This window comes from Roseateles sp. GW821-FHT09G09, from assembly GCF_059415965.1.
The window spans coordinates 82,783-96,490 of record NZ_JBWKOG010000002.1 but is presented as its reverse complement, the minus strand read 5'-3'; the positions used below and the strand labels follow the sequence as shown (position 1 = coordinate 96,490).

Sequence of the window (13,708 nt, the reverse complement as noted above, 5' to 3'; positions counted from 1 at the left end):
CCCCCTGCGCTAGAGAAGCCCCTCATGAAATTCCAAGGTTCCCCGGACTACGTCGCCACGCCCGACCTGATGCTGGCGGTCAACGCGGCCATCACGCTGACGCGGCCGCTGCTGGTCAAGGGCGAACCGGGCACCGGCAAGACGCTGCTGGCCGAGGAAGTCGCCAAGGCCCTGGGACTGCCGCTGCTGCAGTGGCACGTGAAGAGCACGACCAAGGCCCAGCAGGGCCTGTACGAGTACGACGCGGTCAGCCGGCTGCGCGACAGCCAGCTCGGCGACGACAAGGTGCGCGACATCGCCAACTACATCGTCAAGGGCACGCTGTGGGAGGCTTTCGCGTCGGACACGCCGGTGGCGCTGCTGATCGACGAGATCGACAAGGCCGACATCGAGTTCCCCAACGACCTGCTGCGCGAACTCGACCGGATGGAGTTCTACGTCTACGAGACCCGCGAGTGGGTCCGCGCCAAGCACCGGCCGCTGGTGTTCATCACCTCCAACAACGAGAAGGAGCTGCCGGACGCCTTCCTGCGCCGCTGCTTCTTCCACTACATCAAGTTCCCCGAGGCCGACACGATGCAGGCCATCGTCGACGTCCACTTCCCCGGCCTGAAGAAGGACCTGCTGGCCGCCGCGCTGAAGACCTTCTACGACGTGCGCAAGCTGCCGGGGCTGAAGAAGAAGCCGTCGACCTCGGAGCTGATCGACTGGCTCAAGCTGCTGCTGGCCGAGGACATCCCGCTGGAGGCCCTGCAGACGCAGGACGACAAGGTCGCCATCCCGCCGCTGGTGGGCGCGCTGCTGAAGAACGAGCAGGACCTGACCCTGTTCGAGAAACTCGTCTACATGCAGAGCCGCAACCGTTGACCGCCGCCCGTACGATCCCCGCATGAGTCAAGACTTCAACACCGCCTGGCGCGCGGCGCTGGCCGACGCGCTCGGCTTCGTCGGGGGCGGCGTGATCGGCCTGCTGGCCGGCCGCGCGCTCGGATGGGAATTCATCGGCCAACCCGGCTGGGGACCGACGCAGATCCTGGGCCTGCTGACCATCCTCGTCGGCATGGGCGGCTGCCGCTGGGCGCTGCGCCGGCTGCTGCTCGGCAACAAGGGCTGAGGCGCCGCCCGCCCCGTTCTCATCCCCTCGAACCGCCGGCCGAGGGTCGGCTCGCTTCATGACCGCACCCACCCCCTTCACCGCGCCGGTCACGCTGACCGGCCCGCATGCTCGGCTCGAGCCGCTCTCGCACGACCACCGCGAGGCGCTCGTCGACGCGGTCGCGGACGGCGAGCTCTGGAAGCTCTGGTACACGACCGTGCCCGCGCCCGAGCGCATGGGCGCCGAGATCGACCGCCGGCTCGCCCTGCGCGACGCGGGATCGATGAACCCGTTCACCGTCTTCGACGCCGACGGCCGCGTCGCCGGCATGACGACCTTCATGAACATCGACGCGATCAACCGCCGCGTCGAGATCGGCTCGACCTGGACCCGCGCGTCCAGCCAGCGCAGCGGGCTGAACACGCAGTGCAAGCTGCTGCTGCTGAAGCACGCCTTCGAGACCCTGGACTGCATCGCGGTGGAGTTCCGCACCAACCGCTTGAACACGCAGAGCCGCCGCGCGATCGAGCGCCTGGGCGCGCAGCTCGACGGCATCCTGCGCGCGCACGTGATCATGCCCAGCGGCCTGCCGCGCGACACCGCCGTCTACAGCATCACCGCGGCCGAATGGCCGACCATCCAGACCCACCTGCAGTGGTTGATCGACAAGCCCCGGAGCGCCTGATGGCCACCTCGAAGAAAAAGCAATCCGCCGAACTGAAGACCTTCGACGTCGACGCGCTGTGGGCGCTGGCACGGATCGGCGCGCCGAGCCTGTCGCCGGACGGCGCGCAGGCCGTCGTGCCGGTCACGCGCCACGACATGGAGAAGAACAAGGGCGCGACCTCGCTGTGGCTGTTGTCGACGCTGGGCGGCGAGCCGCGCCCGCTGACCTCCGCCGGCGAGAAGGACGGCCAGCCGCGCTGGAGCCCGACCGGCGACGCCGTCGCCTTCATCGCGCGGCGCGAGCAGGAAGGCGACAAGGACGAGGCGCCGCAGCTCTACGTCATCCCGCCCGACGGCGGCGAGGCGCGCCGCGTGACGAAGCAGCCCTTCGGCGTCGAGTCCTTCAAGTGGTTCCCGGACGGCCAACGCCTGGCCTTCGTGTCCTGGGTCGATCCGGGCCTGAAGGGCCAGGCCGCGCAGGCCGAGCGCCGCAAGGCCGAGAAGGACCGCAAGGAATCGGCCTACGTGACCGAGGAAGGCTTCTACCGCTTCTGGGACCATTCGCTGCCGATGAACCGCGTGCCGCACCTGCACGTGCTCGAGGTCGCCAGCGGCGAGGTCCGCGACCTGTTCGAGGGCACCGACTTCGAGCTCAGCCGCGCCGAGCCCGATGCCGACACCTTCGACATCTCGCCCGACGGTCGTCGCATCGTGTTCAGCTTCGACCCGCACACGCCCAAGACGCTGGAGCACCGCAACGCGCTGGCCGAGATCGACGTCAGATCGGGCCGGTCGCAGGTGCTGCTGCAGGAGCCGGGCTGGGACTTCGTCGCGCCGGTCTACAGCCATGCGGGCCAGCACATCGCCTTCATCGCCACCCATCAGGGCCTGAAGCACACGATGCCGCAGCAGCTGGCGGTGCTCGACACGCACGGCAACTGGGCCGTGCTGTCCGAGGAATGGGACCACGACGTCACCGCCCCGCTGCGCTGGGACGAGGACGACCTGGGCGTGCTCTTCTGCGCCGAGGAACAGGGCCGCCGCCACCTCTACCGCTTCGACGTGAAGACGCTGCACGCGTTCCCGCTGTGCGAGGGCGGCCACGTCGGCGCGTTCGCGCTGGCGGCCGGTACGCTGGTCGTGCTGCACGACAGCGCGTCCTTCCCGCCGCAGGTCTCCGTCGTCGATCGCGAGGGCGACGCCGAGGAGCAGGTGCTGCACCGCATCGAGTCCTTCAACGACGACGCGCTCGCCACGTTCCGCTTCGGCACGGTCGAGGAGCTCTGGTACGAGGGCGCGCTCGGCGAGCTCGTCCAGATGTGGCTCTACCACCCGCCGGGCTTCGATCCGAAGCAGAAGACCAAGGTGCCGCTGATGCAGCTGATCCACGGCGGTCCGCACACGGCGATGGGCGACAGCTGGCACTGGCGTTGGAACCACCAGGCGATGGCGTCGCAGGGTTACGTCGTCGCCTGCGTGAACTACCACGGCTCGTCGAGCTTCGGGAACCGCTTCGCCGACTCGATCACCGGCCGCTGGGGCGAGCTGGAACTGCAGGACGTGGAGATCGCGACCGACCTGCTGCTCAAGCAGCCCTGGGCCGATCCGGCGCGGGTCTTCGCCACGGGCGGCAGTTACGGCGGCTACATGGTCGCGTGGATGAACGGCCACGTGCCGGCCGGCCGCTACCAGGCCTACATCTGCCACGCGGGCTGCTTCGACTGGACGGCGATGTTCGCGAACGACGCCTACCTGTGGCACGCCAAGGAGCTGGGAACGGCGTACTGGAAAGATCCCGCCAAGGTCTCGGCCCAGAGCCCGATCGGCTACGCGCAGCACTTCAACACGCCGACGCTGGTCATCCATGGCCAGCTCGACTATCGCGTCCCCGACGCGCAGGGCCTGGCCTACTACAACACGCTGAAGGCGCAGGGCGTCGACGCCCGCCTGGTCTGGTTCCCGGACGAGAACCATTGGGTCATGAAGCCGCGCAACTCCCGGCTCTGGTACGGCGAGTTCTTCGATTGGCTCAAGCGCCACGACACGGGCGGCGCGAAGGGGCGCGCCAAGGCCGGGGTCAAGACTGGCTCGAAGACCGCCGCCAAGGCCGGGATCAAGGCAGAGAAGAAGGTCGACGCAAAGCCCGTGTCGAAGAAGAAGCGCGCCTGACGACCAGCGTCAGCAACGCGAGGCCAGCGGCGGCCATCGCGAGCGTCGAGGGCTCCGGAACCACCGGCGGCGGCACCTCCTCGACGCGTGGCGGGAGCACGAAGATCGGCGGCGCCGGGACCGAGATCGGCGGACCGGCCGACGGCGGTCCGATCGAGATCCGAGGCGGGCTCGCGAACGATCCGGGCGGGATGTCCGGGATGCCGGTCAGCGAGGACGGCGGCACGGTCGACAAGGGCGGCACGTCCGCGGGCACCGGCGTCGGCGCACCGGCCCCCGGCGGATCGAAGGGCAGTTCGCCCTCGCCCGGCGGCACCGGCCCGCCGCCGCCGCCCGGGACCCGGGCGATGCGGCTCACGTTGCGGCACACCGTCGGCACCATCACGCAGGCGCCGCCCTCGCAATAGACCAGCGCGCGCTCGCGCTGGTCGTCGGACCAGCGATCGCGGCTCACGCTCGCGCAGACGCGGCCCTGACCGAAGTGCATGTCCCGGATCTGCGGCTCGTAGCCCGCATTCCCCTCGATGCGATCGCGCGAGATCTCGACGATGTCGTCGTAGTCGTGCGCCCGCATGCGCGCCTTCAGACGCTCCCGCAACTCCGGTCGGATGTCGGTGTAGCGGTCGACCGCCGCGGGCACGTCCCCCATGAAGCTGTCGTGTCCGGGACGGTCCCATGAACAGGCCTCAGGCGCGGCGGCCCGCGCAGGCACATGGGCGAGGAGCGCCCCCACCGCGAGCGCGGCCAGCAGGGTCTGCAGTCTTGACATGGGAGGGCGATGGCCCTGGGGGACCTCGGCACAGTTGAACTCGAGGGTTCTTCGGCAAGTCCGGGACCCGGGGGGCAGGCCTTGCTACACCTCGTCCCAGTCGAGGTCGCCGCAGAGCACGCGCAGACGGCCGTCCTGCCAGTAGGCGACGGAGACCGTCACGCACATCCTGGCCCCGTGCAGGCTCAGGTAGGGGCGCGTGGTCTGGATCTCGCCGACGGTCTCGACGGCGCGACGGAAGTAGGGGCGGCGCGCCCAGCGCGCATCGCCCGCGCGCTCCATCGGCAGGAAGCGCGGATCGACCTCCGCCGGACCCGAGGCCGGCACCGCGCGCGCACCGATCTCCCGCCCGTCATCGTCCAGCAGGTAGCACATCTGCGCGCCCTCCAGCTTCAGGAAGGGCTGGCAGGCCTCGGCCAGCGGCCGCCCCTGCTGCACCGCCTGCAGCGACAGCGCCAGCGCCGTGCGGAACGGCGTCAGCCGGTCCAGGTGGTCGCGCCGCAGTTGCGCCTGGCGCTCGTTGAACAGGCTCCAGACATCCTCCAGCGCGGACACGCCCTCGCCGTCGCGCAGGAACGGCGCCGGATGACCGAAGGCGAAACCCTGCACCAGGTCCACGTCCGCATCCATCGCGAGCTGCGCGTCCTCGGCCGTCTCGATGCCCTCCAGCAGCACCAGCGAGCCGCATTCGTGCAGCAGCGCCACCATCTGCGACAGCACCCGCGCCATGCGCCGCGATCCGCGCGAACGCATCAGCAGCGACCGGTCCAGCTTGACGATCTCCGGCCGGATCCGCCAGATGCGATCGAAGTTCGAATGCCCCACGCCGAAGTCGTCCAGCGCCAGCAGGCAGCCGGTGGCGCGCGCGGCCTCGACCGCCTCCTCGAAACTGTCGTCGCGGGCCATCACGTCCTCGGTGACCTCGAAGACCAGCCGGTGCGTGGGCAGGCCCAGCTGATGCACGACCTCGACCGCGCGCGCCAGCATGCGCACCTGCAGCGCCGCATGCATGAAGACGGCCGGATGGATGTTCAGGAACAGCCAGCAGTCGGGCTGCCGCTGCGCGACGAAGTTGTGCACGTGCAGCAGCCGGCACAGGCGGTCCAGCCAGATCTGCTGCTCGAAGTTGCCGACGCCCTCGAAGGCGGTGACCGGCGTGATCGGGCGGCCGAGTTCGTCCTCGACGCGGATCAGGCCTTCATAACCGACCGGCCGCCGATGCGGATAGCTGTAGACCGGCTGGAACGCGCTGGTCAGCCGGTAGTTCTGGAAACTGCCGACCCAGCGCCCGCGCTCCTCGCCGACGGCGCCGTACAGCGCCTGCAGCATGCCTTCGACTTCGGCGTTGTCGTCGCCGCCGCCTTGCCCGTGATCCATTCGCCCGACCCCAACGTTGGAGGCTGCGCGGTTCCGCGACCGCAGAGCCGTGTTTGGCGCCGATGCTACGCCTGCGGCCCGCCGGGCGGCATGGATAATGCCCTGATGCCCCGGAGTCCAGGGGGAGGCCCATGCTGATCCAGTTCTTCTACACGCTGCGCGCCGCCAAGCTGCCCGTCTCCGTCAAGGAGTACCTGACCCTGCTCGAAGCGATGAAGGCCGGGGTGCTCGACGACACCGACATCGGCGGCAGCGGCCCCACGGTCGACAAGTTCTACGCCCTCGCCCGGACCTCGCTGGTCAAGGACGAGGCGCTGTTCGACAAGTTCGATCGCGCCTTCGCCGCCTACTTCAAGGGCGTCGAGCTGATGGGCGACCTGTTCAAGGCGCTGCCCCAGGACTGGCTGACGAAGCAGCTCGAGCGCGAGCTGACGCCCGAGCAGCTCGCCCAGCTGAAGGCCCTGGACTGGGACGAGCTGATGGACACGCTGCGCCAGCGGCTCGAGGAACAGCAGGAACGCCACGAAGGCGGCAGCCGCTGGATCGGCACCGGCGGCACCAGCCCCTTCGGCAACGGCGGGGCCAATCCGCGCGGCGTCCGCATCGGTGGACAGGGCGGCCAGCGCAGCGCGGTCAAGGTCTGGGACCAGCGCGCCTACAAGGACTACGACGACAACATCGAGCTGGGCACGCGCAACATCAAGGTGGCGCTGCGCCGGTTGCGGCGCTTCGCGCGCGAGGGTTCGGAACTGGAACTCGACCTGGACGACACCATCCACAAGACGGCGGCCAACGCCGGCATGCTCGACATCCGGATGATCCCGGAGCGCCACAACAAGGTGAAGCTGCTGCTGCTGATGGACGTCGGCGGCACGATGGACGAGCACGTGCACCGCGTCGAGGAGCTGTTCTCCGCCGTCAAGAGCGAGTTCAAGCACCTGGAGTTCTTCTACTTCCACAACTGCGTCTACGACTTTGTTTGGAAGAACAACCGGCGCCGATTCAGCGAGAAGACCTCGACCTGGGACCTGATCCACAAGTACAACCGGGACTACAAGCTGATCTTCGTCGGCGACGCGACCATGAGCCCCTACGAGATCCTCCAGCCCGGCGGCAGCGTCGAGTACAACAACGAGGAAGCCGGCGCCGAATGGCTGCAGCGGCTCACCGCCCATTTCAACAAGCACGTCTGGATCAATCCGGAACCGGCCGGGGTCTGGCAGTACCGCCAGAGCATCTCCCTGATCCAGCAGTTGATGCAGCAACGCATGATGCCGCTCACGATGGGCGGCCTCGAACAGGCGATGCGCGTGCTCAATCGATGACGGCGACAGTTCCGACGATCGCGAAGCTTCCGGTGATCCGATGGCTGCGGCGCCTGCCGCCGATCCTCACGATGGTCGCGGCGCTCGCGCTGCTGGGCGGCTGCTCGCTGCTGCCGACCGAGCGCAAGGCGCAGGTGAAGGTCGCGGCGACCGAAGAGGCCGACGTGAACAACCCCTATGTCACCAGCACGCGCAAGCTCTCGGCCTACGAGCTGACGGTGGAGGCGCCGCCCGAGCTGCGCGCGCTGCTGCTGGAGCACCTGGACCTGGCGCGCTTCCGCGACACGCCGGAGGACATGCGGCTGACCGCGGGCGAGCTGCGCCGGCTGGCCGCCGTCGCGCCCGAGCAGGCCACCAAGCTGCTGGAAACCGCCGGCTACTTCAACGCCAAGGTCCGGACCGAAGAGGTGGGCGACCTGTCCGACGGCGTGCGCAACCTGCGCCTGATCGTCGACACCGGCCCGCGCGCGCTGGTCCGTCAGATGGACCTGCGCATCGAGGGGCCGCTGAAGGCCGCCAGCGAGCGCGGCGACAAGCTCGCGACCGCGCTGGACCGCACGCTGACGCAGAGCTGGCTGCTGCCGCCGCAGACCGGCTTCAGCCAGGGCGACTGGGCCGCGGCCAAGAACGCGCTGCTGACGCGCGCCCGGGCGCAGGGGTATCCGCTCGCCCGGATGACGCACAGCGAGGCCGTCGTGCAGGCCGACGACAACCAGGTCGACATCGCCGTGACGCTGGAGAGCGGTCCGCTGTTCACGCTCGGCGAGCTGACCGTCGAGGGCCTGAACCACCAGCCCGAGGAAAGCGTGCGCCGGCTGGCCGGCTACCAGCTGCACCAGCCCTACAACGAGAAGCTGCTGCTCGACTTCCAGGAGCGGCTGGTGGGCACGCAGCTGTTCGACAGCGCCAGCGTCGAGATCCAACCCGAGAGCGTCACGCCGCCGCCCGGCGCCGAGACGGTCGAGGTGCCGGTGACCGTGAAGATCCGCGAGGCCGCGCGACAGCAGGTCGTGCTGGGCGTCGGTTACCGGACCGTCGACGGTCCGAGCGCCAACATCGAATACACGCACCGCAAGCCCTTCGGCCTGAACATCCGCGAGCGCAGCAAGCTCGAGCTGTCCCGCGTGCGCCAGGCGCTGGACACGGAAATCAGCTCGCACCCGCAGCCCAACATGCAGCGCAGCCTGGCGCTGGTGAAGGTCGAGCGCATCGACGACAACGACCAGGTCAACCTCAACCTCAGCACGCGCTTCGGTTATGCGAAGGAAACGGAGCCCGAGGACCGGCTGACCTACATCGAAGTGATCCGCGCCTGGGAACACAAGCCCGACATCCCGACGACGGTGGCCGGCGCGCTGTCGCTGAACCAGCAGATGACCTGGCGCCGGCTGGACTCGCGCGTGCTGCCGACCAAGGGCTGGAGCGCCACGGCCACGGTGGGCGGCGGTTGGGCCGACAGCTCGTCGGAGAAGAACGGCCCGTTCGCGCGGGCGACCGGCAAGATCTACTGGTACGCGCCGCTGTCGGGGCGCTGGCTGTTCTCGACCCGGCTCGAGGGCGGACAGATCTTCGCCAAGGGCAAGCTGGGCCTGCCCGAGGCGCTGCGCTTCCGCACCGGCGGCGACGACAGCGTGCGCGGCTACGGCTACAACGACCTGGGACCGGTGAACTCCACCGGCGCGCAGACCGGCGGCCGCGTGATGCTCAACGGCAGCGTCGAGGTCTCGCACCCGCTCACCCCCCGCATCCCGCAGCTGATGGGCGCCGTGTTCCTCGACGCCGGCCAGGCCGCCCAGAACTGGGGCGACTTCCACCCCGCCTGGGCCTACGGCACCGGCCTGCGCTACCGCAGCCCGGTCGGCGTGCTGCGTTTCGACTTCGCCAAGGGCAACCTGGTCGACAAGTGGCGCCTGCATTTCAGCGTCGGCATCAACCTGTAATCCGATGAGCGACCCGAGCGACGACCTTCCCACGCCCTCGTCCGCGTCTGCGGACGCGGCGCCCGGCGACGTGCCCGCGACGGCGCCGGCGGCATCCGCCGCGGCAGCTTCGGCTTCGGCGACCGCCGAGGCCAAGACCGCACCGCGTCGCCGCCGTCGCAGCCGTGGCCTGCTGTGGATCCTCCTCGCGGTGCCGGTGCTGATCGGGCTGGTGGCGCTCGCGCTGACCTGGGCGCTGAAGACGGAAGGCGGCACCGCCTACGTGCTGGCGAAAGTGCCGGGTCTGTCGCTGCAGAATGCGCGCGGCCGGCTGCTGGGCGATTTCGACGTCGAGCGCGCCGAACTCGTCCTGCCCGGCACCGAGGACCGCATCGTGCTCGAGCAGTTGCAATGGCGGAACGTGCGGCTGGCCTGGAACCGGTCGCCGCTGCTGTGGGGCGAGGTCCGGGCCGACCGGCTGTCGATCGCCCGCCTGCGGGTGCAGGTCGCGACCAGCGCGTCGACCGAACCGGCCAAGCCGCCGCCCAGCCTGCTGTCGCCGGTCGCGATCACGATCGCGGACCTGGAGATCGGCGAGGTCTTCGCCCCCGGCCTGACGCAGCCGCTGCGCGGTCTGCGCGGCAGCGCGGCGCTGGGCACGGACGGTGGCAAGGCCCACGCGCTGACCGTCAAGTCGCTGGGCTGGCAACAGCTGACCCTCGCCGGCGAGGCCCGGATCGCCACGCAGGACCAACTGACGCTGACCAGCCGCTGGACCTTGAGCCAGCCGACCGGCGACCTGCCGTGGACCGCGCCGTTCCAGCTCGACGGTCCGATCGCGGACCTCACGCTGAAGGGTTCGCTCGAAGCGGCGAAGCAGCAGCTGCAGGTGCAGGCGCGCTTGCAGGCGTTCGCGCCCTTCCCCGTCGCGCAACTGGCAACGCAGGCCAAGGACCTGGACCTCGCCGCCTTGCTGCCCGGCATCGACGGCGTGCCGCGCACCGGCCTGACCGGCAAGGTCACGATGACGCCGAACGCGGACAAGTCGCTCACCGTCAAGGCGGACCTGGACAACAGCGCCGCGGGCCGCCTGGACCAGGGCCGCCTGCCGCTGCGCGAGCTGCAGCTCGACCTGCTGCTCGATCCCGCGAACTGGACCCGGCTGCGCCTGCCCCGACTGGACGCGCTGCTGGCCGGCGGCGGCCGCTTGCAGGCCGCGGGCCAGACCAGCCAGGCCGACGGCAGCGTGCTCACGTTGCGCCTCACCGGCCTGGACAGCCGCCAGATCGACGCGCGCTGGCCGGTGGTCCAGGCGCGGGGCGAACTCAAGCTCAGCACCCAGGCCAACCTCGTGAAGGCCTCCGCGGACCAGTCGCTGCAGGTCGAAGGCGATCTGGCCGGACAGCTGGGCCAAGGCAAGCTGCAGGCGCCCTTGTCGGTGACGCTGGCCGCGGAACTGCGCACGCAGTCCATCGATCTGCAACGACTTCAGGCGCGCTCGGGCCCCGCCACGCTGAACGCCGAGGGTGAGTTCACGCTGAACGAGGCGCTGGACTTCGCCTCGGGCTGGAAGACGCGGGTGGAAGCCTCGGTGCAAGGCCTGGATCCGCGCCGCCTCAGCCCCGGGCCGCTGCCGGAAGCGGCGGCACCGCAGGCGATCAACGGCCGCTTGAAGGCTGCGCTGCAGTCGGTGCGCGGCAGCCTCTGGCCGCAAGGCAAGGCCGAACTCGACCTGCAGCCCAGCCAATGGCAAGGCCTGCCCCTCAGCGGGCAAGTCCGCTACAGCCGCAACGGCAGCGCCGCGCCGGACCTGCTCGCCGACCTGCGCCTGGCCGACGCGACGCTGCAGGCGCGCAGCCGCATCGACGCCGCGGCGCGCCGCGAGCAGGTCGACCTGTCGATCACCGCGAGCGCTCCCAGGCTCGTCAGCCTGCAGCCGATGCTGCGCGCGCAGTTCCCGCAGGCGACGATCGTCGGGAGCGCGCAGGCGCAGGCCACCGTCGTGCTGATCCAACCCGGCGCGCGCCAGGCGCAGTACGGCAGCGACGGCAAGTGGCAGCTGCAAGGCTTGGGCCTCTCCGGCGTACCCGGTCTGCCGGCCAACTCCGGCAGCCGGCCGGCGCTGCAACTGGACAACGCCTCGGGCCAATGGACGCTGTCCAGCCTCAGGGACGCGAAGCTGGCGTGGACCACGCAGCTGCGCAACCTGCGCCTGCCGCAGCAGAGCACGCGGCTCGACGAGCTGCAGCTGGAGCTCTCCGGCAGTTGGGCCCAGCACCGCCTGACGCTGACCACGCAGGGCCAGGTGCCGCTGCCGCCGGTGCTCACGCAGCCGACGTCGACCAAGGTGATGGCGCGGGCCCAGGCGGCGAGCGCGAACGGTTCGGCCCTTGCGCAAACGGTGCCGCTGGATCCGCAGGGCGCGCGCGCGCGGCTCGCGCTCGACGGCGCGCTGGAGGCGGATCCGCTGCAGGCCTGGCGCCAGGGCGCGACGTGGCAGGCGCGCGGGCTGACGCTCGCGCTGGAGGCCAGGCAGCAGCCCACGCCGCTGCTGAAGGCCGGGCCGCTGGCGCTCGCGCTGCGGCTGGATCCGGGACTCGATCCGCGTCAGGCGACGCTGGCGCCGGGGCGCATGGAGCTGCTCGGGGCCGGCCTCCGCTGGGACCGGATGATGTGGCAGAGCTCGACCCTGCCCCACCTGCCCTCGGGCGAGTGGGACGTGCAGGCGGCGCTGGAGCCGCTGGCCGCCGCGCCGGTGCTGAACAAGCTGCAGCCCGACTTCGGTTGGGGCGGCGACCTGCAGATCGAGGGCCGCTTCAAGTCCCGCCGCGACGCGCGCGGCCTGACGGTGGACGCGATGATCGAGCGCACCAGGGGCGACCTGACCGTCACCGACGAAGTCAGCACGCAGCGCCTCGCGCTCACCGATCTGCGGCTGGGCGTGCTCGCCGACCAGGGCGTGTGGCACCTGGTGCAGGGCGTGGCCGGCGAGAACATGGGCGCCATCGGCGGCGCGGTGACCTTCCGCACCGCCAACGCGCACGCGCTGCCGACGCCGGGCGCCAAGCTCGAGGGCGGCATCGAGGCCAAGGTCGACAACATGGGCAACTGGGGCCCGTGGCTGCCGGCCGGCTGGCGGCTGGGCGGCAGCCTGGCCGCGACGCTCAACTTCGGCGGCACGCTGGGCGCGCCGGAAGTCCGCGGCCAGGCCGGCGCGCAGAAACTGTCGCTGCGCAATCCGCTGATGGGCGTGGACATGCAGCAGGGCGAGCTTGCGCTGACGATGAGCGGCCGCGAAGCGAAGCTCGAGAAATTCACCGCGCGCGCGGGCAACGGCACGATCAGCATGGACGGCACGCTGCGCTTCGGGTCGCAGCCGAGTGCGGAACTGTCGCTGAAGGCGGACACCTTCGCACTGCTGCAGCGGGTGGACCGGCGCGTCGTCGCGACCGGCGCCACGCAGCTCAAGGCCAGCGCGCAACTGCTGGACCTGAAGGGGCAGTTCGTCGTCGTCGAGGGCCTGTTCGACTTCTCGCGCGGCGATGCGCCGCAGCTCGACAGCGACGTGCAGGTGGTGCGCCAGAACGCGCCGCCCAAGGCGGTCGACGGCAGCGGCAAGCCGATGCGGCTCAAGCTCGACCTGGACCTGGACCTCGGCCGGCGGCTGCAGCTCAAGGGCTACGGCATCGACACGAAGTTGCGCGGCCTGCTGCACCTGGCGCAGGACGGCCAGCCGCGGCCGCAGATGACCGGCGAGGTCCGCAGCGAGGGCGGCACCTTCAACGCCTACGGCCAGAAGCTGGTCGTCGAGCGCGGCGTGTTCAGCTTCGTCGGGCCGCTGGACAACCCGCGGCTGGACGTGCTCGCGATCCGCCCCGACATGGAGAACGAGGCCGTGCGCGTCGGCGTGACGGTCACCGGCACGGCCAGCAGCCCGCGGATCAAGCTCTATTCCGAGCCCGACATGAGCGAGACCAACAAGCTGTCGTGGCTGGTGCTGGGACGCTCGCCGGACAACCTGGGCCGCAGCGACACCGCGCTGATGCAGCGCGCCGCGATGGCGCTGATCAGCGGCGACGGCGAGAGCGCCAGCGACAAGCTCATCCACAACATCGGCCTGGACGAGCTGTCCTTCAGCGGCGAAGGCGACGACGCGCGCGGCACCGTGGTGCGGCTGGGCAAGCAGGTCAGCCGCAACGTCTTCGTCGCCTACGAGCGCGGCCTGAACGCGACCACCGGCTCCTGGCAGGTGATCTACAAGCTGGCGCAGCGGTTCACGCTGCGGGCGCAGGCCAACGAGTACCAGCAGGGCCTGGACGTGATCTGGCAGTGGAAGTGGGAGTAGCCCTGGGCGCGGGCGGGGTCGCCTGCGCATCGGCGCTGGATG

At 70.4% G+C, this 13,708-nt stretch carries 9 protein-coding genes; 7 read left to right on the top strand and 2 right to left on the bottom strand.

Annotated elements, in window-relative coordinates; translation table 11 throughout:
- The first annotated feature begins 24 nt into the window (after positions 1 to 24).
- The 4 genes from AC07O8_RS05325 to AC07O8_RS05310 are packed head-to-tail and all read left to right on the top strand — an operon-like array spanning position 25 to position 3,931.
- Positions 25 to 867 carry an AAA family ATPase gene (locus tag AC07O8_RS05325; protein WP_495047052.1) on the top strand — a complete coding sequence of 281 codons (843 nt, stop codon included), beginning with the start codon at positions 25 to 27 and terminating at the stop codon, positions 865 to 867.
- 22 nt (positions 868 to 889) lie between these two features.
- Positions 890 to 1,114 carry a hypothetical protein gene (locus AC07O8_RS05320; RefSeq protein ID WP_297531985.1) on the top strand — a complete coding sequence of 75 codons (225 nt, stop codon included), beginning with the start codon at positions 890 to 892 and terminating at the stop codon, positions 1,112 to 1,114.
- 58 nt (positions 1,115 to 1,172) lie between these two features.
- Positions 1,173 to 1,781 (top strand): GNAT family N-acetyltransferase, encoded by a 609-nt coding sequence (locus tag AC07O8_RS05315; protein ID WP_495047051.1) that lies wholly within the window; start codon positions 1,173 to 1,175, stop codon positions 1,779 to 1,781.
- On the top strand, positions 1,781 to 3,931 hold the full coding sequence (locus AC07O8_RS05310) for a S9 family peptidase (protein ID WP_495047050.1): 2,151 nt from the start codon (positions 1,781 to 1,783) through the stop codon (positions 3,929 to 3,931). The genes AC07O8_RS05315 and AC07O8_RS05310 overlap by 1 nt, the downstream gene beginning before the upstream one ends.
- Here AC07O8_RS05310 and AC07O8_RS05305 read toward each other — a convergent pair.
- Positions 3,876 to 4,700, bottom strand: a complete 825-nt coding sequence (locus AC07O8_RS05305) for an MHFG family PEP-CTERM protein (protein WP_495047049.1) — start codon at positions 4,698 to 4,700, stop codon at positions 3,876 to 3,878. The two genes, AC07O8_RS05310 and AC07O8_RS05305, sit on opposite strands and share 56 nt — an antisense overlap.
- 84 nt (positions 4,701 to 4,784) lie before the next feature.
- The gene (locus AC07O8_RS05300) at positions 4,785 to 6,077 is read right to left on the bottom strand and encodes an EAL domain-containing protein (protein ID WP_495047048.1); all 1,293 of its coding nucleotides are present in this window, start codon (positions 6,075 to 6,077) and stop codon (positions 4,785 to 4,787) included.
- Positions 6,078 to 6,208: 131 nt separating this feature from the next.
- Between AC07O8_RS05300 and AC07O8_RS05295 the strand changes: the two genes are divergently transcribed.
- From AC07O8_RS05295 to AC07O8_RS05285, 3 genes are read left to right on the top strand one after another with little or no spacing between them, the layout of a single operon-like run.
- The gene (locus AC07O8_RS05295; RefSeq protein ID WP_495047047.1) at positions 6,209 to 7,402 is read left to right on the top strand and encodes a vWA domain-containing protein; all 1,194 of its coding nucleotides are present in this window, start codon (positions 6,209 to 6,211) and stop codon (positions 7,400 to 7,402) included.
- Positions 7,399 to 9,342: an autotransporter assembly complex protein TamA gene (locus AC07O8_RS05290; RefSeq protein ID WP_495047046.1), complete on the top strand. Its 1,944-nt coding sequence runs from the start codon at positions 7,399 to 7,401 to the stop codon at positions 9,340 to 9,342. The genes AC07O8_RS05295 and AC07O8_RS05290 overlap by 4 nt, the downstream gene beginning before the upstream one ends.
- 4 nt (positions 9,343 to 9,346) lie before the next feature.
- Positions 9,347 to 13,666: a translocation/assembly module TamB domain-containing protein gene (locus tag AC07O8_RS05285; protein WP_495047045.1), complete on the top strand. Its 4,320-nt coding sequence runs from the start codon at positions 9,347 to 9,349 to the stop codon at positions 13,664 to 13,666.
- The last annotated feature ends 42 nt before the right edge of the window (positions 13,667 to 13,708 follow it).